This is a genomic window from Chryseobacterium sp. SG20098 (assembly GCF_031844745.1).
Classification (GTDB): domain Bacteria; phylum Bacteroidota; class Bacteroidia; order Flavobacteriales; family Weeksellaceae; genus Chryseobacterium; species Chryseobacterium cucumeris.
The window spans coordinates 1513329-1531986 of record NZ_CP134622.1; the positions used below are offsets into that span (position 1 = coordinate 1513329).

At 35.8% G+C, this 18658-nt stretch carries 19 protein-coding genes; 4 read left to right on the forward strand and 15 right to left on the reverse strand.

What is annotated here, in order from left to right; all coding sequences use genetic code 11:
- Positions 1-5 precede the first annotated feature (5 nt).
- Both RHP76_RS06970 and RHP76_RS06975 read right to left on the reverse strand, forming a co-directional pair.
- Positions 6-356, reverse strand: a complete 351-nt coding sequence (locus RHP76_RS06970; RefSeq protein WP_147367576.1) for a hypothetical protein — start codon at positions 354-356, stop codon at positions 6-8.
- Between the two features lie 132 nt (positions 357-488).
- Complete coding sequence (locus RHP76_RS06975; protein WP_311229812.1) at positions 489-2426, reverse strand: SPFH domain-containing protein; 1938 nt, start codon at positions 2424-2426, stop codon at positions 489-491.
- A gap of 442 nt (positions 2427-2868) precedes the next feature.
- Between RHP76_RS06975 and RHP76_RS06980 the strand changes: the two genes are divergently transcribed.
- Positions 2869-3306, forward strand: coding sequence for a hypothetical protein (locus tag RHP76_RS06980; RefSeq protein ID WP_120231743.1), 438 nt, complete (start codon positions 2869-2871; stop codon positions 3304-3306).
- 135 nt (positions 3307-3441) lie between these two features.
- Here the strand turns inward: RHP76_RS06980 and RHP76_RS06985 are convergent, their stop codons facing one another.
- Complete coding sequence (locus RHP76_RS06985) at positions 3442-4242, reverse strand: patatin-like phospholipase family protein (protein ID WP_120231744.1); 801 nt, start codon at positions 4240-4242, stop codon at positions 3442-3444.
- Positions 4243-4519: 277 nt separating this feature from the next.
- On the opposite strand from RHP76_RS06985, the gene chrA reads away from it, so the two are divergent.
- Entirely contained in the window at positions 4520-5644 is a 1125-nt protein-coding gene (gene chrA / locus RHP76_RS06990; RefSeq protein WP_311229813.1) for a chromate efflux transporter, read from the forward strand.
- A 150-nt stretch (positions 5645-5794) separates the two neighbouring features.
- On the opposite strand, the gene lpdA is transcribed toward chrA, so the two are convergent.
- Together lpdA and RHP76_RS07000 are read right to left on the reverse strand one after the other, a co-directional pair.
- Positions 5795-7183: a dihydrolipoyl dehydrogenase gene (lpdA, locus tag RHP76_RS06995; protein ID WP_311229814.1), complete on the reverse strand. Its 1389-nt coding sequence runs from the start codon at positions 7181-7183 to the stop codon at positions 5795-5797.
- 228 nt (positions 7184-7411) lie between these two features.
- A complete protein-coding gene (locus RHP76_RS07000) occupies positions 7412-7675 on the reverse strand; it encodes a hypothetical protein (RefSeq protein WP_228432475.1) in 264 nt (87 codons plus the stop codon).
- 317 nt (positions 7676-7992) lie between these two features.
- Here RHP76_RS07000 and RHP76_RS07005 point away from each other — a divergent pair, with 317 nt between their 5' ends.
- Both RHP76_RS07005 and RHP76_RS07010 read left to right on the forward strand, forming a co-directional pair.
- Positions 7993-8250, forward strand: a complete 258-nt coding sequence (locus RHP76_RS07005; RefSeq protein WP_280210175.1) for a hypothetical protein — start codon at positions 7993-7995, stop codon at positions 8248-8250.
- A gap of 125 nt (positions 8251-8375) precedes the next feature.
- Positions 8376-9263 (forward strand): hypothetical protein, encoded by an 888-nt coding sequence (locus RHP76_RS07010; protein WP_062672003.1) that lies wholly within the window; start codon positions 8376-8378, stop codon positions 9261-9263.
- A gap of 53 nt (positions 9264-9316) precedes the next feature.
- Here RHP76_RS07010 and RHP76_RS07015 read toward each other — a convergent pair whose 3' ends face one another.
- The 10 genes from RHP76_RS07015 to RHP76_RS07060 form a co-directional block, all read right to left on the reverse strand.
- Positions 9317-11980, reverse strand: a complete 2664-nt coding sequence (locus RHP76_RS07015) for a beta-glucosidase (RefSeq protein ID WP_311229815.1) — start codon at positions 11978-11980, stop codon at positions 9317-9319.
- Complete coding sequence (locus RHP76_RS07020; protein WP_311229816.1) at positions 11980-13422, reverse strand: alpha-L-fucosidase; 1443 nt, start codon at positions 13420-13422, stop codon at positions 11980-11982. The genes RHP76_RS07015 and RHP76_RS07020 overlap by 1 nt, the downstream gene beginning before the upstream one ends.
- A 50-nt stretch (positions 13423-13472) precedes the next feature.
- Positions 13473-14171: a TIGR01777 family oxidoreductase gene (locus RHP76_RS07025; RefSeq protein WP_311229817.1), complete on the reverse strand. Its 699-nt coding sequence runs from the start codon at positions 14169-14171 to the stop codon at positions 13473-13475.
- A gap of 78 nt (positions 14172-14249) precedes the next feature.
- Positions 14250-14372: an NAD-dependent epimerase/dehydratase family protein gene (locus RHP76_RS07030; protein ID WP_311229818.1), complete on the reverse strand. Its 123-nt coding sequence runs from the start codon at positions 14370-14372 to the stop codon at positions 14250-14252.
- Positions 14373-14495: 123 nt separating this feature from the next.
- Positions 14496-15200: a YqjF family protein gene (locus tag RHP76_RS07035; RefSeq protein WP_123279641.1), complete on the reverse strand. Its 705-nt coding sequence runs from the start codon at positions 15198-15200 to the stop codon at positions 14496-14498.
- Between the two features lie 17 nt (positions 15201-15217).
- Complete coding sequence (locus RHP76_RS07040) at positions 15218-15694, reverse strand: SRPBCC family protein (protein ID WP_280210170.1); 477 nt, start codon at positions 15692-15694, stop codon at positions 15218-15220.
- A gap of 32 nt (positions 15695-15726) precedes the next feature.
- A complete protein-coding gene (locus RHP76_RS07045; RefSeq protein WP_311229819.1) occupies positions 15727-16539 on the reverse strand; it encodes a DCC1-like thiol-disulfide oxidoreductase family protein in 813 nt (270 codons plus the stop codon).
- Positions 16536-16898, reverse strand: a complete 363-nt coding sequence (locus tag RHP76_RS07050; RefSeq protein WP_311229820.1) for a hypothetical protein — start codon at positions 16896-16898, stop codon at positions 16536-16538. The genes RHP76_RS07045 and RHP76_RS07050 overlap by 4 nt, the downstream gene beginning before the upstream one ends.
- Positions 16899-17030: 132 nt before the next feature.
- The gene (locus tag RHP76_RS07055; RefSeq protein WP_120231754.1) at positions 17031-17693 is read right to left on the reverse strand and encodes a class I SAM-dependent methyltransferase; all 663 of its coding nucleotides are present in this window, start codon (positions 17691-17693) and stop codon (positions 17031-17033) included.
- On the reverse strand, positions 17686-18630 hold the full coding sequence (locus RHP76_RS07060) for a hypothetical protein (RefSeq protein ID WP_311229821.1): 945 nt from the start codon (positions 18628-18630) through the stop codon (positions 17686-17688). Before RHP76_RS07060 ends, RHP76_RS07055 begins: the two co-directional genes overlap by 8 nt.
- Positions 18631-18658 lie beyond the last annotated feature (28 nt).

The window sequence follows — 18658 nt, forward strand, 5'->3', positions numbered from 1 at the left end:
ATTTTTTAGTTTTTAATGATATATCCTACAGGTGCTGTAAATTTTAAAATCTCATACTTTTTATAGTGGATCCAGAATTTATTCTTGTTATTAAAATCCTGATTCATGTAAAGTGTATCTTTTTGAGGCATAAGCACAACATAAATATCTTTATCAACAACTCTCATTTTCTCGCTTACAAGATGAATATCCGACAATTCTCTTTTTGAAAAAAGTGAATTTTTCTGTTCTATTTTTGAAGCATTTATATTTTTTACAAGTTCATTTTTAACCATATGATTGCGTACTGTAATCATTAAAAAAAATAAAATCAAGCTGATAAGCATACCCAAAAAGGCCCAAGAACTTTTTTTCACAATTTCACAATAGATTTCAATAATAGAGAAAACAAAAAAACTAATAATAAGTAATGTTATAATGAGCTGAACGATATAAATCATTTTAAAAATTCAAAATTTGAGTTAAGTTTAAATTATTTGTCAATTGAGTTAAGAATTGTTATCAGGCTTTTCTTCAGAAGTAGAAACAGTCTCTCCATTTTTCTTCTGAACCTGTTCCAACAGCTGAAGTCCTAAAAGCCCGCTGATTCCTCCATTCGCAGAATCTCCGCTTCCTCCGATTAACACTTCAGGCATTATTCTTACATTCTGATTCGCTATATTTTCCATGATTTTTAATTGGGTAAAATTATTGCCGCCCATTGCTTCCACAGACAGTTTGTAAGATTCTACATTAGATTTACCGATAGCCAGAATTTTTTCTGCTTCAGCATTACCGGTCAACGAAATCTGCTCAGCACTTGCTTTGGCCAGCAACTCTATTTTTTCTGCTTCGGCTTTTGCGAGAAGTCTAGTTTTCTCAGCTTCTCCGGTCGCCAGCAGTTTCAATCGATCTCCTTCCGCGTTTGCCTGCAGTCTTACAGAATTGGCGTCTCCGGTTGCTTTTTTCACCGATGCATCTGCAATCCTTTCTGCAATCACAACCCCCTGATCTGCTTTTACAATTTCTTTCTGCATATCCGCAACAGCCGTTTCTTTTTCCAGCGCCTGACGGGTTTCCTGAGCCAGCATTTCAGTTTCATAAGTTATTTTCTGCTCTTCCGCCAGTTTTCTGTCTGTTAGAGTTTTCATTAAACTTTCCGGTGGAACAATAGCTCCAATCAAAGTATCAACAGCATTCACGTTATATTGTTCCAAAACACTGCTGATGTGGTCTTTTGCCGACTGTTGTCTTTCTTTTCGTGTCCCTAAAAATGCAATCACATCACTGTCCTGCGCTGAGTTTCTGAAATAATTCCCAATCGTAGGCTCTAAAACCTGACTTACAAGATTGATCATATTCCCGAAACGGGCAATTACTTTTGGAGCTTCATAAGTTGGAATATGAATGATCTGGGAAACATCAAGATTAAAAGGGAAACCGTCTTTACTTCGAACGGTAATCGTTGAAAGATTTTTATCAAGTTGATGAGATTCGCTTCTTTCATAAGCCCAGTTCAAAACTAAGTTGGTGGTAGGAACAAGCTCAACCTTCATAATATAAGGATTAATAGGATATTTTCCCGGACCAATGGGTTCTGCCCATACACCTTTATGGCCTTTCTCTACGATATTTCCATGTTTAAAATCGACTCCGCTGAGGTCTTTTCCTTCTTCACCTACATAGCTGATGATTACTCCGACATGACCGATCGGAATTTCCGTCATTTTTACCATTTCAACTTTTGTAAACCAGGGATTCAGAAAATAGGAACCAGCCAGGATTACCTGCTCCTGAAGGCCTTTATATCCTCCGTTACTTAAAAAAGTGTCCACATCCTGGAACTTATTATGATCATTGATAATTTTACCGGCAATCTGACCTTCTTCTAAAGGACTTCCTTCCATTGTTGTGATAATTCCCACCGCATTGTCAGGAATTTGAGTCATCTCCGTTAATTCTACTTCAAATAATAATGTATTGATCCTGTATGATCCCGGTGCAATAATCGCAGTCTGGCGGCCTTTTCTTCCTCCGTTTTTTAAAAAGGCTTCAGCATCCTGAAAAGAATCGCAGTCTACTTTTCTGGCTAAGATCCTTCCCGTTTCCAGTTCTATACCATCTTTTGCCAGCAGTAACCCTATTTTACCCGTCGGAATCACTGTAAAAGATTGAAAATCGATAGAATACTGCCAGATCCATTTTCCAAAATATACTCCCGGAGCCAATGTCTGAGCCTGAAAACCTGCTTCTCCGTTGGTGGCAATAATTCTACCTTCCGGAAGTTCCTGTTTTCCTACCAACACAAATTTTTTGGTCACCAAACCGATTTTGTCCTGGGGAACAATAATCAATCCAAAGAAAATTCTTAAAATGAATTTGTAAAAAAGTACGCACAAAAGCGCCATTACGGCCGGAATCATCCAGCCATGAAAACCTAATTCCATAGTTTGTTTTTGTTTTTTAGTTAAATTTTAAAACGGGGATTGCGCTCTGATTCTTCAGAATACGAAAAAACAGAGTACGAATTATGTGATAATTCTTTCGAAAAAATTAAGAAATTACAGGAGGAGATGTATTAAAAATCGTGAAGATGATTTCTGATACTTTTAATAGAAAAAACTTAAAGTTAATTAGTTTCATTTTGATAATAAAGGAACGAGATCCTTTGATGATACAAATGTACATAAGAAAAGTATTCAGTTGTTTCAGAATTTGATACTATTTCGCCAACAAAATAGTAATCAACTGAAAATCAACAATATTATTTTCAATAACCCATAAATAAAAGTCCTAAGAACTTCTTTTTCAGAACGATACTCGGCCTATTTAATGAAAATTGGCTCTATATTTGATAGAGTCTGAAATGTTAACCAATAACCACTCAATATGATAAAGCATATTTTATTAGGGACTTTCTGCTTAGCTCAGTTTTCTTTTGTTCATGCTAAAGAAGTTCCCGCTCCGAAGACAGACGGTTTTATAACTTCTTCTGCCCTTCAGCAGGTACCGAAAACTGTTATTATTAAAACCAAAAAGTTCAAGATCAGAATCGACAAACAACCGAATGGCAAGTACCTTTACCAGTCGTGGAATGCCAACGCAAAGATTACGGCAAAACCAAGCATGATCATCAGTGACGGAGAACTGATTCCTGATGGTACAGGAGGCAACTATTATATCAACTTCAATAATGAGGGGCACAGTTATCAGATCTGGAGAAATTATCTTACAGATTCTCCGAAAAAAGCACCTTATACATTAGTTGTAAATGATGCGGATGACCGTGAAATCGTTCGCCAGGACGGATATGTCGTGAAAAATTAGAATTATAATAGAGGGAAGCTGAAAGAATGAGGCTGAAAAGTTGTTATAGTCTGCCTATAACTTCTCTTTTAGAACCCAAGATTGTTTTCCTTTCTTATAAAATAAAAGTCCTGTATTGATTAATGCAGGATTTTTTTATGTTCCGGATTGTTTTAATTCTGTGAAAAAAGTGCTTTCTTCATAGCTTTCTTTTGCTGCTTTGTAACCGATATTGAAAATCTCTTCCAGTCTGTCTTTTCTCCGTTCGAAAGTTCCGTAGGAAGATAATTTTTGGGAAGAAATGAACCAGTCGCAGTAATCAAATTTTATTTTTTCGATTCTGTAGGACAGAAGGTCGTAAGAGCGGGAAACAATAGCTTTAATAGAGTTTAGATCCTTAATCTTTGCTTCATTGGGTGGAGATACAAATACACCGATCAGCTTATCACAGTCTTCTCTGATGATATCTGCCGGAAAGTTATTCAGTACTCCTCCATCACAATACATTTCATCACCGATGATATAAGGAGTGGTAATTCCCGGAATAGAGCATGAAGCAATAATGGCATCAACAATCTCAAAGTCTTTATCAAAAATCTTCTGGGTTCCAGCAACAAGCTCTGTGGCTACAATTTTCACCTCGATATCAAGATCTCCCAATTTCATATCATGGAAAATAGGTTTCAGATAGTTTCTGAAGATCACTGAAGAAACCAAGCCCGGCTGATTGAAGGTAAAGTGCTTCCAGTTGAAAAAATAGACGGAATTGAAAAATTCCAGGATTTCTTCCGGAGTTTTTCCTATAGCATGCAGACATCCTACAATAGAACCTGCGCTACAGCAGGAAAGGATATCGACTTCAATTCTTTTTTCCTGTAAGAATTTTAATACTCCTGCATGAGCGATTCCTTTGGTACCGCCTCCTGATAAAACAAGTCCTACTCTCTCAAAATTCATTGAATAAATGTAAGAAAACAGGCTGAAATAATTAAGTTAATTTTTATAAATATGCTGATTTTAAAATTATTTTAAGAAAAATCATTATAATCACATCAAAATTCAATCAAAATAATTCTAACTCCTTAAGCAGCATGTCCTTCTATCTGCTATTAAAACCCATACTTTTCAAAATTAATGTAAAAATGATCATTCAGATATTAAAATATATACTGTAGTTTTTTACTTTTATCAAATCAATTTTTAAGAATGAGCCTTGTAAAACAAATCATTTAAAGTGAACAATAATAATGACTTAAAAGACCTTGCCAAATTATTTCTGAAGCTGGGAATCATTGGATTTGGAGGCCCTGCAGCCCATATCGCAATGATGCAAAAAGAAGTGGTAGCTGAAAAGAAGTGGCTGACAGATCAGGAATTTCTGGATCTTATTGGAGCTACCAATCTTATTCCTGGTCCTAACAGTACTGAAATGGCAATACATATAGGACGTGAAAGAGCGGGCTGGAAAGGGCTGATAGTGGCCGGTTTTTGTTTTATATTTCCTGCGGTTATTATTACCGGTATTTTTGCATGGCTATACAAAGAATATGGCCAGCTTCCTGAAGTATCTCCTTTTATTTATGGAATAAAACCTGCCATTATAGCGATTATAATAGGTGCTGCCTTCCCATTGGCAAAAAAATCAGTAAAAACTTTCCCATTAGCAGCTGTGGGAGGAATTGTTCTCCTATGTTCTTTTTTTAAAATCAATGAGATAGTATTAATGTTCGGAGCCGGACTTTTAATATTGATAATAGAGTATCAAAGAAATAAAAAACTGAACAATTTTATTTTTATTAGCCCACTTCAGTTTTTACTATCCGATGCTTCTTCTCTGCTTAATTTAAAATTATTCTGGATCTTTCTGAAAATCGGAGCCATATTATACGGAAGCGGATATGTTTTATTCGCCTTTCTGGATACAGAGCTTGTTTCAAGAGGGATTATTACCCGTCAGGAACTTATAGATGCAGTCGCGGTAGGCCAGTTTACTCCGGGGCCTGTGTTTTCTTCGGTGACATTTATCGGATATCAGATCAATGGACTTTCGGGGGCTTTGGTATCTACTTTAGCCATATTCCTTCCTTCTTTTATATTTGTTGCTTTATCTAGTCCTTTCGTAAATAAAATGAGAAATTCTGCAACATTTTCTTCTTTTCTTAACGGTGTAAATGTGGCTTCTGTAGCTCTCATTCTGTCTGTATGCATCACGATGGGAATTGACAGCATTACCGACTGGAAAACAACTCTTATCGCCTGTATAAGTATAGCTGTTGTATTCGGATTAAAAAAAATAAATAGTGCTTTTGTAGTTATTGGAGGAGCGTTACTGGGTTATTTATTATATTTTCTAACGTGAATATGGAATAGACAGTAAACATTTTCCATCAAAAAACCACCTCAATACATGCGCAGGGATAATTATAATTACTAAAAAACCGGAAAAACTATTGTTTCTCCGGTCTCCTTATTATTTAATTGATGTCAATCGATGACAGCCAATACTATATTAAATGTGAATTACCTCACCATAAGCAGCAGCAGCAGCTTCCATAATCGCTTCAGAAACTGTTGGATGCGGGTGGATAGACTTGATGATCTCGTGACCTGTAGTCTCTAGTTTTCTGGCTACAACAGCTTCAGCAACCATATCAGTTACTCCTTCACCGATCATGTGGCATCCTAACCACTCACCATATTTAGCATCAAAAATCACTTTGATAAATCCGTCTGTGTTTCCGTTTGCAGTAGCTTTACCACTTGCAGAAAGAGGGAATTTACCTACTTTGATTTCGTATCCTTTTTCTTTAGCCTGCTTTTCAGTAAGACCTACAGATGCTACTTCAGGGTGGCAGTAAGTACATCCAGGGATATTGCCATAGTCGATTTTCTCAACGTGCATTCCTTTGATTTTCTCAACACAAGTAATTCCTTCTGCAGAAGCCACGTGAGCCAATGCCTGAGTTGGGATGATATCACCGATCGCATAGTAACCAGGTACTGAAGTTTCATACCATTCGTTTACCAATACTCTTCCTTTGTCTGTCTGGATTCCTACTTCCTCTAATCCGATGTTCTCGATATTAGCAACAATACCTACAGCAGATAATAAAATATCAGCTTCAAGGGTAATGTTTCCGTTAGCTGTTTTCACAGTAGCTTTTACTCCATCTCCGCTTGTATCAACACTTTCTACAGAAGCGTTTGTCATGATCTCGATTCCTGTCTTTTTAAGAGATTTCTCTAAGTTTTTAGAGATTTCTTCGTCTTCTACAGGGACGATGTTTGGCATGAATTCAACAACAGTTACTTTAGTTCCCATTGTGTTATAGAAATCTGCAAATTCTACCCCGATAGCTCCAGAACCTACAACGATCATAGATTTCGGCTGCTCAGGAAGAGATAATGCCTGTCTGTATCCGATTACTTTTTTACCATCCTGCGGTAAGTTTGGTAATTCTCTTGAACGAGCTCCTGTAGCGATAATAATGTGAGTACCTGTATATTCAGTTACTTTTCCTTCTTTATCTGTAACAGAAACTTTTTTACCTTTCTGTACTTTTGCAGTACCAAGAATTACGTCAATCTTATTCTTTTTCATCAAGAATTCGATTCCTTTGCTCATTTTGCTGGCAACACCACGGCTTCTCTGAATCACATTCGGGAATTCAAAGCTTGCCTCCACTTTATTCAAACCATAATCTTCAGCATGGTTGATATAATGAAAAACCTGAGCAGATTTCAATAAAGCTTTAGTTGGAATACATCCCCAGTTAAGGCAAATTCCTCCTAAATTTTCTTTCTCGATAATTGCGGTTTTGAAACCTAATTGCGCTGCTCTGATCGCAGTAACATATCCACCAGGACCACTTCCAATGACAATAATATCGTAATTCATTACTTTAAAAATTTTTATGCGAATTTAAGGAAAAATATTGGATGTTTCATGTTTCTTCAGACCGATCTTAAAATGCATCAATAAAGCCATTTTTATTCAATTCCAAACAAAGAAAGAGAACACAAAACGCATTCTCTTTCAATAAATTTTCTTTTACATTGAAAACTTCTTAAATTTCAAAATATAAAAAACAGCTTTTTTTATTTTAATAACTGTAAAAATTCTATATTATTTCGCCTGTCTAAGTAATCGCTTTTCAGTCGCATATCTTTGATTTAAGGCTTTCATCTGGTCTCTTTTCATCTGTTTGGTAGCAAGCGGATGATTAAGGATCAGCTTTTTCTCAAGATTGTATTTTTTAGTAAGCTCCTGCATTTTAATATTCACCAACTCGCTTTTTGAAGGATGTGGGGGAACTGGTGGATGTTTCTGTGCAGAAACACTCATGGATAAACCTAATAACAGTACTGTTGAAATTAATAACTTTTTCATAATGCTCATATTTTTGAATGATTTCAATTAATTCAATATTATTAATGAAATTCATTCCGGTTCATGATAAATCTTGCATATATCATACCAAGATTTTCATAAGAAATAAAAAGGGGAATGTATTCATGGTTATTTATTAAAGGACGATCTATTTTTCATACATTTATTCATCTTTTAAATAAGCACTTATGAAGACTTTTCCCAAAAAAACTCATCTTACCAGAGACAATATCTGGCTGAAAGAACCGGAAGATCATGATTTTCCGGCAGCTCAGGACTATCTGGAATTGCTTTTTTAACCTGATGAAGTTGAAAAAATGGTTGAAAAATTAAAGGCTGCTCCTACTATTATAAAGAAGTCGAAAGACATTTTAAGAGCCAGTAAACTTACCTTGTTACCGGAAACCAATATTCATGTGAAAGAAAACCTTAAAAAAGTAGAGAAAAACAAAAAACTTTCCCCGATATTGCTTGTCAGAGGGCAAAATGAGCTGATCATTGCGGATGGTTATCATCGCCTGTGTTCCAGCTATTATCTTACTGAAGACTTGGAAGTCCCTTGCAGATTGATTTAATTAATTTTCAAAGAATAACTCATATCACCAACGAGTGATTTTTATTAAAATCATCTTAAATATTCATTTCTGAGTGATTTTTAGCTACTTTTTTTTATATTTTTGTCTTAATTAAATTATACAATATGAAAAAATACATTTCGATTTTTTTATTGGCTGCTGTTCCCTTAACCGCACAAGTAGGTATTAATACAACAACACCTAACAGTACGCTTGCCGTAAACGGTTCTTTAAGGGCTGGTTACACTCAGATTACTGCTACAACGTATAATATTCTGGCTACTGATCATTATATTACATATAATGGAACTGCGGATGCCACGTTTACTCTTCCCGTCATAGGAACAGGGACCACCAGTTTTACAGGAAGAATTTATAAGATCAAGAACATTTCAGCAAATGCTATTACACTGCAGGCTTCCAGTGGAAATACCTTAAGAATAGACAACACACCGGTGGCATCTTTTGTAATTCCTACAGGAGCATATGCTGAGGTAGTAAACAACAGCAATACTTCCGGAGGAACATGGGACCTGTCTTTCACAGTTCTGCCTAAACCAAGCAATGTAGAGATTTACGGTACACAGCTTTTCATTCCTCCTCATGCCCTTGGAACGGCGGCTCTTGCTGACTGGACCAATCACGCTAATGCAGGTTACGATTCAGGTACTGCAACAGACAGATGGTGGATCGTGAGTAAAACATCTGTGGACAGAGCCCAAACTGCTTCCTACTCCAATGCCAGCAGAATGACCCTTGTTTATGAATATCAGGGAACTCCTTTCAATGTTACCAATATGTATCCTATTCTTACTGCAGGAAACAACTCAAGTTTCCCGGATGTGTTTACAGCATCTTTTGTAAGTCTGGCCAATAATGGTACAGGTGGTAGAACCAGGCTTACTGTATCTGTTGCCCGTGTAGACTTTATCGGTACAAATGGTGCCACGACCAATAACAGTAACTGGGCAGGAACATTCCTACTGAACGTGCTGCTGGCAAGAAAGTATTAAATATCTTCAATATAATATGTAAAAAGAGCAGACTTTTCTGCTCTTTTTTATGGTTATAAAACTTCAATATTTTGTTTTAAAGGAAGGTTCTTCGATGAATTACCGATCATAATTCTGTACGTTCCCTTTTCTACAGTCCAGTCCATGTTTTCATTTAAAAACTGTAGTTGTTTTACCGGAACTTCTATAGTGACCGTTTTTGATTCTCCCGGTTGTAATTCGACTTTCTGAAAGCCTTTGAGCTCAATAATTGGTCTTGACACTGAAGCCAATACATCTCTTACATATAGCTGAACGACTTCACTCCCAGCTTTTGAACCTGTATTTTGTACTTTGACTTTAGCAATCACAGTGTCATTTTCTGAATACTGGGCTTTGCTCAATTGCAGGTCAGAAATTTCAAAAGAGGTATAACTAAGTCCGAAGCCAAACGGATATAATGGTTCTCCACTCAGATCATAATAATCATTTCCTCTTCCTGTTGGATGGTGATTGTAAGTTAAAGGTAACTGCCCTTCCTGAACCGGAAAAGTGACCGGCAGTTTTCCAGATGGATTTTCAGCTCCGAAAATCGTTTTTGCTACTGCATTTCCGCCTTCTTCTCCCGGATACCAAATGTCTAAGATGGCTCCTACTTTATCTTTCCACGCTGTTGTTTTTATGGCAGAGCCGCCTACCAGAAGAACTGTTACAGGTTTCTTCAGTTTTGAAACCTCATGAATAAACGCTTCCTGATTTCCAGGCAAACTTAATGATGATCGGTCCTGAAATTCACCTTCATGAATTCCGGCCGTAACAAGAATATAGTCTACTTTTTGGGCAAGATCTAAAGCTTCCTTAAAATCTTTCTGATAATCATATAAACCATAGTTCCAGATCAATTCTAAATTGGCTTCGCCACGATTTTCATGAAATTCAATCTTAATATCATATTTTTTCCCCTTTACGAAGTCTACCTCCACATTTTTTGTGGAATAGCTCAGCTTTTCCCATTGATCAATCACCAATTTCCCATCCAGGTATAATCTGAAGCCGTCATTTCCACGTAAGCCTATCTGATATTTTCCGGAATTGGGAGCTTCCAGTTTTCCGGTCCATCGAATACTATAATTATCCGGCTGCAATTTTTCCGGATCAGGAGAATACAAAGTCCATTTAAAATTGAACTGTTCATCCTGCTTTTCAAAGACCGGATTGCCTTTTAAATCCGTATTGGAAAAATAGTTTCCTTTTAATCCTTTTTTATTTTCGGAGGATAAATATTCATTTGAAATGGAGGTAAAGTCTTTTACATTCCAATCAATTCCTTTCGAATATATAACTTCAAGGTCTGTATTTTTCACATAACTTTTAAGACCATCCAGGATATTTACTTTTTTGTTTCCAGGCCCTGAATACCCTCCTAATCTTGCATCCACAGCATCTGTTCCCACTACAAGAATTTTTTTAACATTTCCAGGAATAGGAAGCGTATGATTATTATTCTGAAGCAAAACAAAAGACTCTGCAGCTGCTTTTTCTGCCAAAGGTTTGTGATTGAGTTTTTTTAATTCTTCAATTTCCTTAACAGAAACATAGGGGTTTTCAAATAATCCAAGTTCAAATTTCGCTCTTAATACTCGTGAAACAGCATCATCAATTCTTTCTTTTGAGATTCTTCCATCCAAAAAAGGAGGAATAAACAGTTGGTAATGTTTATATTCCGTCTGAAAAATCACATCAAGCCCGGCATTGATTGCCTGTGCAGACGCATCATCATAATCTTTTGCGGTAAAATGGAGAACATTGGCTCCTCCTAACGCGCTTGCATCACTGATAACAAAGCCTTTGAAATTCCAGTCTTTTTTTAGTTTTTCAGTCAATAACCAATGATTGGCGGTTGAAGGTCTTCCATCAAGCAAATTATAAGAAGTCATCACAGAACGGCTTTTTCCTTTTGTAAAAGCATTGTGAAAAGGAATTAAATGGGTTTCTTCCAGATATCTTTTGCTCCAATGAATAGGGTACGAATCTCTTCCTCCTTCTCCTACATTAGCTAAAAAATGTTTGGGAGTGGTAATGACTCCCATATTTTCAAATGAGCTTACAAAGCTAACTCCCATTACGGAGGTCAAAAATGGATCTTCACCATAGGTCTCTTCTGTTCTTCCCCATCTCACATCGCTGGCAAGGTTTACTACAGGGGTCAGAATCTGGCGGATTCCTCTCAATTTTGATTCTCTTGCAATGGCTGTTGACACATTGGTCATTAATTCCGGATTAAAAGTAGCTGCCAGACCTATTGCCTGCGGAAAAGCGGTAGCACCTTCCCGAACCAATCCGTGTAAGGCTTCATCAAAAGGAATGATGGGAATTCCCAATCTTGATTCTTCAACGAAATATTTTTGAATGGCATTGATCTTTCTCACCAATTTCTCTGCATCTTCGCTGGCATTGTATTTTAGCAGTTGTCCTGCTGCTCCGCCCCCCTGATTTCCTGCGCTCACCTGAAGTCCAAAAATCCCATGTGAATATTGTCCTTTCGGGACGTTATCCAAATCTCCGGGAATCATAAAACACTGCCAGAATTTTTCTTCTGGGGTCATTCTCTTCAACAGATCCTGAATTCTGTTTTCAATGGGCTGCTTGGGATCTTTATACAAAGGTTTTTGAGCAAAAGTAATCACAACATTCAACAATAATGCGGCTCCGGCAAGTTTAAAACAAATACATCTCATTATTGAACGATTTGAATTACAGTTGAATATTTTAATTGAGTTCTTTCTTTCGGCAAGTTAATTTCAATTGAATTCCCTGATTTTTTCCATTGAATTTTGTTTGATAAGCCTAAAACTTTCAGAGATTTTGGTTGAAAATGATCAGGAATGGTAAACCTTAATGTTGATGGAGACTCATAATTTGTTTTGTCATCCAAGTGAAAAATATTCAATGTTTTTCCATCTTTGCTTTGTGTATAATAAAAATTTTCGTCGTGATAAGGCGCAATGCTTCTGGTTGCAAAAACAGCAGACTGATTTTTATCCATCCAGCCTGAAATCTGCTGTAACCTTTCATATACAATGGGATCGTAATCTCCGTTAGGTCCTGGTGCAATATTCATAAGGTAATTTCCACCTTTTGAAATGATTTTCACCAATGTTTCAATGATCTTCTGGGAGGTCTTATAGTTGTCATTGGGAACATAAGAAAAGGAATCTCCCATGGTGATGCAGCTTTCCCAGGGAATGGAAAGAGCATGTTCCGGAACTGCCTGCTCAGGAGTTACATAGTTTTCCCATTTTCCCGGAACGGTGCGGTCTACAATGATGATTCCCGGCTGATTTTTTCTAGCCATCGTGCCTATTTTGTCCATATTGATATCCTGCTCTACTTTGATCGTGCGCTGCCATTCTACTTTTGGATCTATGGTATGAAAAGGACGTACCCAGCCTCCATCCAGCCAGAGAATATCAACTTTCCCGTAATTGGAAGTAATTTCGTTCAGCTGATTGAAGGTGAATTTTTTAAAACTCTCCCATCTTTCCGGATATTTTTTTGGATCATAGTTGACATTTCTGTCTTTGGGTGGAAAATAGGACCACCAATAATCATCGGAATGCCAGTCTGGTTTTGAAAAATAAGCTCCTATTTTAAATCCTTCTTTTCTGAAGGTATTGAAAATTTCTCTCGTCACATCAGATTTTGAATTTTTTGAAAAAGGGGTTTTAGGAGAAGTGATTTTATAATCTGACTGACGGGTATCAAACATGGCAAAACCATCATGATGCTTGGTGGTAAAAACCACATATTTCATTCCGGCCTTTTTTACCGCATCAGCCCATTTCTGAGGATTGAACTGAGTTGGATTGAAAGTTGTCTGAAGATTTTCATAATTCTTCACATATTCATAGTAAGATTTCCCGTGTTCAGGTTTTCTCTGTGTCCATGATTCATCTTCCGGGCATAAGCTCCAACTTTCAACAATTCCCCACTGGCTGTAGGTTCCCCAATGCATAAACAGCCCGAATTTCATATCCTGCCACTGCTCCAGATTCTGGACAACCAACGGGTCTGTAGGCTTCTGATAACCTTCTGATACATTATGAGCTTGTGAAAAAGCGATTGAACTTATTAAAAAGGATGAAAGAAAAAAGGGTTTTATTTTGGATATAACCAGCATATGGAATAGTTTTCCGCTAATTTAATTATCCTTTGGGAAACCCGCAAACATTAGGATTCCAGGAGATTAAGAATCGCTTCATCAAATGTAGAATATGAAAATTTAAATCCGTTTTTTATAAGTTTTTCAGGATAGACGTTTCTGCTTTTTAATAATAATTCCGTTTCTGTATTCAGGAATATGGAGGCTATTTCGAGCTGCCATACAGGAGCATTAAGTCCAAAAGGAATTCTTATTTTATTTCTCAGTTTTCTCATCATGCTTTGATTGGAAAGAGGGTTCGGAGCGGTTATATTTACTGTTCCCGAAAGATTCTCATTCTGAATAATACAGTTTACTGCTCTACAGAAATCATCAACATGAATCCAACTTACCATCTGATTTCCCCCTCCCTGTTTTCCTCCTAAACCCAGTTTTGTAATCATTTTCAGTTTTGGAAAAGCACCGCCCGTATTTCCCAGAACAATAGAAGTTCGGAGAGCAACTTTTCGTATTTCTTCATTTTTAACTGCAAAAAATTCGTTCTCCCAGCTTTTGCATATATTCATGGAAAAATCATCTCCTACAATTCCGTTTTCTTCTGTATTGAGGTGCTTTTCAGAATGAACGTAAATGGTTGCAGAACTGGCATTCAGCCATATTTTTGGCTTTTCAGAACATTCATCCACCGCTTTCTGTAATATTCCTGTGCTGTTGATTCTTGAAGAATAGATTTCCTGTTTATTTTTCTCATGATAGCGGCAATCCACAGATTTCCCTGTAAGGTTGACGAGAACATCTGCGCTTTCAAGGCTGGTTTTCCATTCACTTAGTGTTTGAGCATCCCATTAGATTTCGTTTTTACGTTGAGGATTGCGGGTAAGGATGTAAACATGATTTCCTTTTTCTGTAAAGTATTTTTCTAAGTTTTCGCCGAGAAATCCGGAGCCTCCGGCTATGATTATTTTCATGGTTTGAGATTTAATGTTTTGGGTTCAAAGTTCAAAGTTTAAGGTTTATGGTTTACCCACAGATTTCACTGATTGGCACAGATGATCCTGGAGAGAGAAAGATGTTCTTTACTCTTGTACTTTTTAATGAATGTATTTTTTGGTTTTGACCTGAATTTCTGAACCTTCGGCAAGCATTACAGAAAGAGGTTTCTGATGATTCAGGCATTCAAAATCATTTCCATAGATCTTTTGAAAATCTACTTCTAACTGATATTCTTTTACAGTATACCATTCCCATTTCGGATGACAGACTTCATATTCAGAAGTTGTGTTTTCTTTTTTGGTAAAGCCAAAATAATGTTCCGTGATGAATTCAAATTCTGAATTTTCTTCCATAGGTTTTGCTACATTTTCAGCCATAATCTGAATGGAGTGCCAGTTTTTATCCTTCCATGAATAGCGGATCAGCAGTTCATCCTCTCCTTTTTCCATTTGATTTTTCATGGGCATGGTATGATAATTTTCTTTGTAAATAGAATTGGCGACCATGCTTAATGCAGGTTTGGGGACAATTTCTTTAATAAACACCACTCCTCTTTTCCAGATTCCGTTTTCTTTTTTCTTTACATAAAACCTTAGATTCACTTCTTCAAAATTTCGGTGAAAAGGAATTGGCAGCCCCAGTAGTCTGGTATTTAAAAACATGAATCCTACCAGGCTTACATAACATTTGCTTTTATAAAAATCGAGTTCTGTTCCTTTTGGAAGATAGGGCTGCAAAATTTCAGGATTGATCTCGTAATTGATGATGGCCAGTTTTCGCCATTCTGCTTTTAAAAAGTTCATAACTCTGTTTTTTTAGGTTAAAAAATCGCAATTCCGTCACGGACAGAAGATTCTGCAATAGTTTTGATCATTTCATTTCTTCTTAGTAAAAAATTCCTTAGATATCCTTTAAGAAAAATTGAGTTAAATAATTTCCCTAAAATCCCAAGCGGAGATTCAAATTCGAAAATATCTGTCATCAACGTATTTCCGTTTACAGATTTAAAAATATGTCGGTGACGCATAGATTTGAATGCTCCTTTCTGCATGACATCAATAAACTGAAACGGTTTTTCCATGCTGATAATTTTTGTGGTAAGATTTTGATAAATTCCAAGATGTTTTGCACGCCAAGTTACAGTTTCATTTTTTTCAATCAATCCTGAAGTACGCCCTGCAATGGCTTTTTCATGAGACTTAGAAGTTGATTTCTGATGGAGATCAATATTTCTTGCCAGATCAAAAACATAGTAAATATCTGCTTTGATGACTGTGTTTAAATAGATGGTTGACATTTTTTAATAGGTTTTAGCGATTACATTTTAATTTATATAGTTGACAGAATAATTAATACTAATGCTGTTATTCTAAACAATATCCATGAAATGGTGGGATGATAATTCAGCTTTAGAATTCTGCATCTCCTGATATGTTCCAGAAACATGATCAATATGACAATTCCAAAATAGATCATATAAAAAGCAGGAGTAAAACCGGTCATCAGCACAGGAATTAAAAGTAATGTTCCGATTAAAGAAACAGTCATCATATTTCCGAGATAATCCCAGATTTTATCTTTGAGATAAGTTTTTAAAAAGATAGTCTGCCAAAGGATCTGGCCAAGGCAAATGGCAAATTCTCTCACGAAATTTCGCTCTAAATTCAAGTTCAGTTTACCGGAAAATACACTTAGGATATATGCCGAAAAAATAACAACAAGACTGATGTATGCAACTCTGTATTTCAGGTTAAAATCCGGAGCACAGGATTGTTCTGTATAGTCTTTTTGAGAAGGAATGATCTGTTTCCGGTTATAAGAAATTAAGGAATACAACTTTTTGAAAAACCAATACAAAGGCTTCATTCTTGCTATTTTCTCTAACAATGGAAAAGAGTTTCCAATGATGAGAAGCAGACTGTCTAATCCATATACAACTTCGTTTCTGTTATGATCTATCAATGCAATCTCATTCTTTGCCCGGTTGAAATCGATCAGGGTTTTATTTCTCAATGTGATTTCTGTAAAGGCTTCTCTTCCCTCTTCATCCAGCATTCCGCATTTTGTAAAACCTTTGGAGTAGAGATTACACATAGGACATTCATCGTCGTATATTAATGTGTGGTTTTTGAGCGTTTTCATAATTGTGATTTATAAGGTTCATAAGTAGTGTAACAGTCATAAACATACGCCGCTGCCATCACAGGGCTATATAAAAGAGCGACCATTAAAACATATCCAAAAAAATCATTGATGTGTTTCTCTGTAAACAAGATGGTTACAATAATCCAGACCGGTACTATTACAATTCCATACGCGATATACAATGCTGACTTTTTTGTTTTGAAAAACAGTTTGATCAGGAAACTTACCAATTGAGGAATTCCTACTATAAAATAAAACAGAACAAATCCAGATAAACCACCAAATATAAAAGCCTGAGGCCCAATTATTGTAAAGAATAACTGAATGTAATAATCATATTTTGCAAATGTTTTCATGGCAGCAATGGTTTTAAAGTGATCCTTTTCGTCTGAAATAAATAATCAGGAATAAGTGAATGATTAAATTTTTCATAATTATTATTCATTTAAAATTTTCAGTAATTTTTAAAACATATGTTCAAATAAAAACTAGTTTCTTTTCACATGAAGAATTTCAACCAGATCCAGATATCTTTTGTGCGATATGATGGAGAGTCCGTTTTTGATAAACTGATTTTTAAGATCTTCCAGGCTTTCATTTTTATTGATATAATGGAACAATTTTCCAAATTCATTCCCAAAAACCTTTGTCACAAGAACCTCTATATACCATTTCACACAATTGAATCTCCACTTTGTTTTGGGTTTAACAAATTCTACAATGATAATTTCACCTTTCTCATCAATGATCTTTGAAAGTTTATCCGCAAAAATTGGCTTCTGGTCTTCTTCTATCGTTTTTGTCCCGTAAGAGCAAAGGATAATATCCATAGAATGGTCAGGAATCTGGCTTTCGAAAAAATCGTTCCGGATCTGTTGTATTGACAATTTATTTTTGAATGTTGCAGCCAATTTCATATGCATTGCTGATGAGAAATCCAGTGCTACAATTTCTGTATTATCATTGTGTTCCTGTATAAATTCTAAATTTTCTCCCTGCCCGCTCATCAAGTCCAAAACTCTTTTATTCCCGTAGCTTTTCACCTTTTGAACAGCCATTTTCCTAAACAGTCTGGTAAACCCTAAAGATGCAATTTCATTAATATAATATCTGGGTTGCAGATTGTCAAAATATTCTTGCAGATCATTCATTTTCAGATTGTTTTTTTATAGATTGTAATACATGGCTTTGCATTTTATCAATGATATAGCCGGACCATTTTTTCCAATACCAGGTAGGGGTAATTTTGTAACTGTATTTTGTTTTTGCAATTATCTTTGTTCTATTTTCTGATAGCTTTTCTAAAGTAATTTCACCATATTTTACAATAAAATAATCATGTAAATGTTTTGCATCAATATCTTTATAAGGTGTTATTTCTTTCATTGGAACAGTCTGATTTTCCAAGGAGAATTTTACTTTCTTATTTTCAATAAATTCATTGATGTTAAGTTGTAAATCATCATTATTGGTCTGACAGCTATAGCCCAATTTTCCGTTTTCATTAACAAGTTTTATATTCTTTGGATAACTGACTCCTTTTTCAAACAGGATAAAATCAGGAGTATTGAAATTGATTTGTGTATTTAAAAGTTTCCAAACTTTTTCATTGGAAGAATTCACAATCATTTCTGTTGTAATAGTTTCCTCAATTGGTTTTGTATAGGTATCGAAAATATAAGATGCGGGATTGATAAAAAGAATAAATACTATAACACTTCCGGTATGTCGTTTTTCGTCAAATACTCCAATAATAAATCCAATATTGAAGCCCACGAACATCGCAAAGCCAATAAATGGAATAGCCATAATAATACAAATAGCTCCTTCAACGCCAGCTCCTATTAAAATAAGAGAGAAAATGACTAATCCCAAGACTATTTTTAAGATTGTCTTTAAAACGTTTATTAATCCTATGTTTTTAAAATACTTTACATAGCCAATGATAAATCCAATAGAAACCGGAATGGTGAAGAACAGTGTCACTCCATATTCACCTTTGGCAACCAGAAAAAACCATACGGCAACAATTAAAACAACAGTCAGAAAGAGACTTAAATAGAGATAACGTTTAAAAAAATTCTTCATGATATTATAAGTTTTATATTTTCAGTAA

Coding starts and splice junctions, on each gene's coding strand:
- RHP76_RS06975 (WP_311229812.1), bottom strand. CDS start 2,426: ATGGAATTAGGTTTTCATGGCTGGATGATTCCGGCCGTAATGGCGCTT.
- RHP76_RS06980 (WP_120231743.1), top strand. CDS start 2,869: ATGATAAAGCATATTTTATTAGGGACTTTCTGCTTAGCTCAGTTTTCT.
- RHP76_RS06985 (WP_120231744.1), bottom strand. CDS start 4,242: ATGAATTTTGAGAGAGTAGGACTTGTTTTATCAGGAGGCGGTACCAAA.
- lpdA (WP_311229814.1), bottom strand. CDS start 7,183: ATGAATTACGATATTATTGTCATTGGAAGTGGTCCTGGTGGATATGTT.
- RHP76_RS07000 (WP_228432475.1), bottom strand. CDS start 7,675: ATGAAAAAGTTATTAATTTCAACAGTACTGTTATTAGGTTTATCCATG.
- RHP76_RS07005 (WP_280210175.1), top strand. CDS start 7,993: ATGGTTGAAAAATTAAAGGCTGCTCCTACTATTATAAAGAAGTCGAAA.
- RHP76_RS07010 (WP_062672003.1), top strand. CDS start 8,376: ATGAAAAAATACATTTCGATTTTTTTATTGGCTGCTGTTCCCTTAACC.
- RHP76_RS07015 (WP_311229815.1), bottom strand. CDS start 11,980: ATGAGATGTATTTGTTTTAAACTTGCCGGAGCCGCATTATTGTTGAAT.
- RHP76_RS07020 (WP_311229816.1), bottom strand. CDS start 13,422: ATGCTGGTTATATCCAAAATAAAACCCTTTTTTCTTTCATCCTTTTTA.
- RHP76_RS07030 (WP_311229818.1), bottom strand. CDS start 14,372: ATGAAAATAATCATAGCCGGAGGCTCCGGATTTCTCGGCGAAAACTTA.
- RHP76_RS07035 (WP_123279641.1), bottom strand. CDS start 15,200: ATGAACTTTTTAAAAGCAGAATGGCGAAAACTGGCCATCATCAATTAC.
- RHP76_RS07040 (WP_280210170.1), bottom strand. CDS start 15,694: ATGTCAACCATCTATTTAAACACAGTCATCAAAGCAGATATTTACTAT.
- RHP76_RS07045 (WP_311229819.1), bottom strand. CDS start 16,539: ATGAAAACGCTCAAAAACCACACATTAATATACGACGATGAATGTCCT.
- RHP76_RS07050 (WP_311229820.1), bottom strand. CDS start 16,898: ATGAAAACATTTGCAAAATATGATTATTACATTCAGTTATTCTTTACA.
- RHP76_RS07055 (WP_120231754.1), bottom strand. CDS start 17,693: ATGAATGATCTGCAAGAATATTTTGACAATCTGCAACCCAGATATTAT.
- RHP76_RS07060 (WP_311229821.1), bottom strand. CDS start 18,630: ATGAAGAATTTTTTTAAACGTTATCTCTATTTAAGTCTCTTTCTGACT.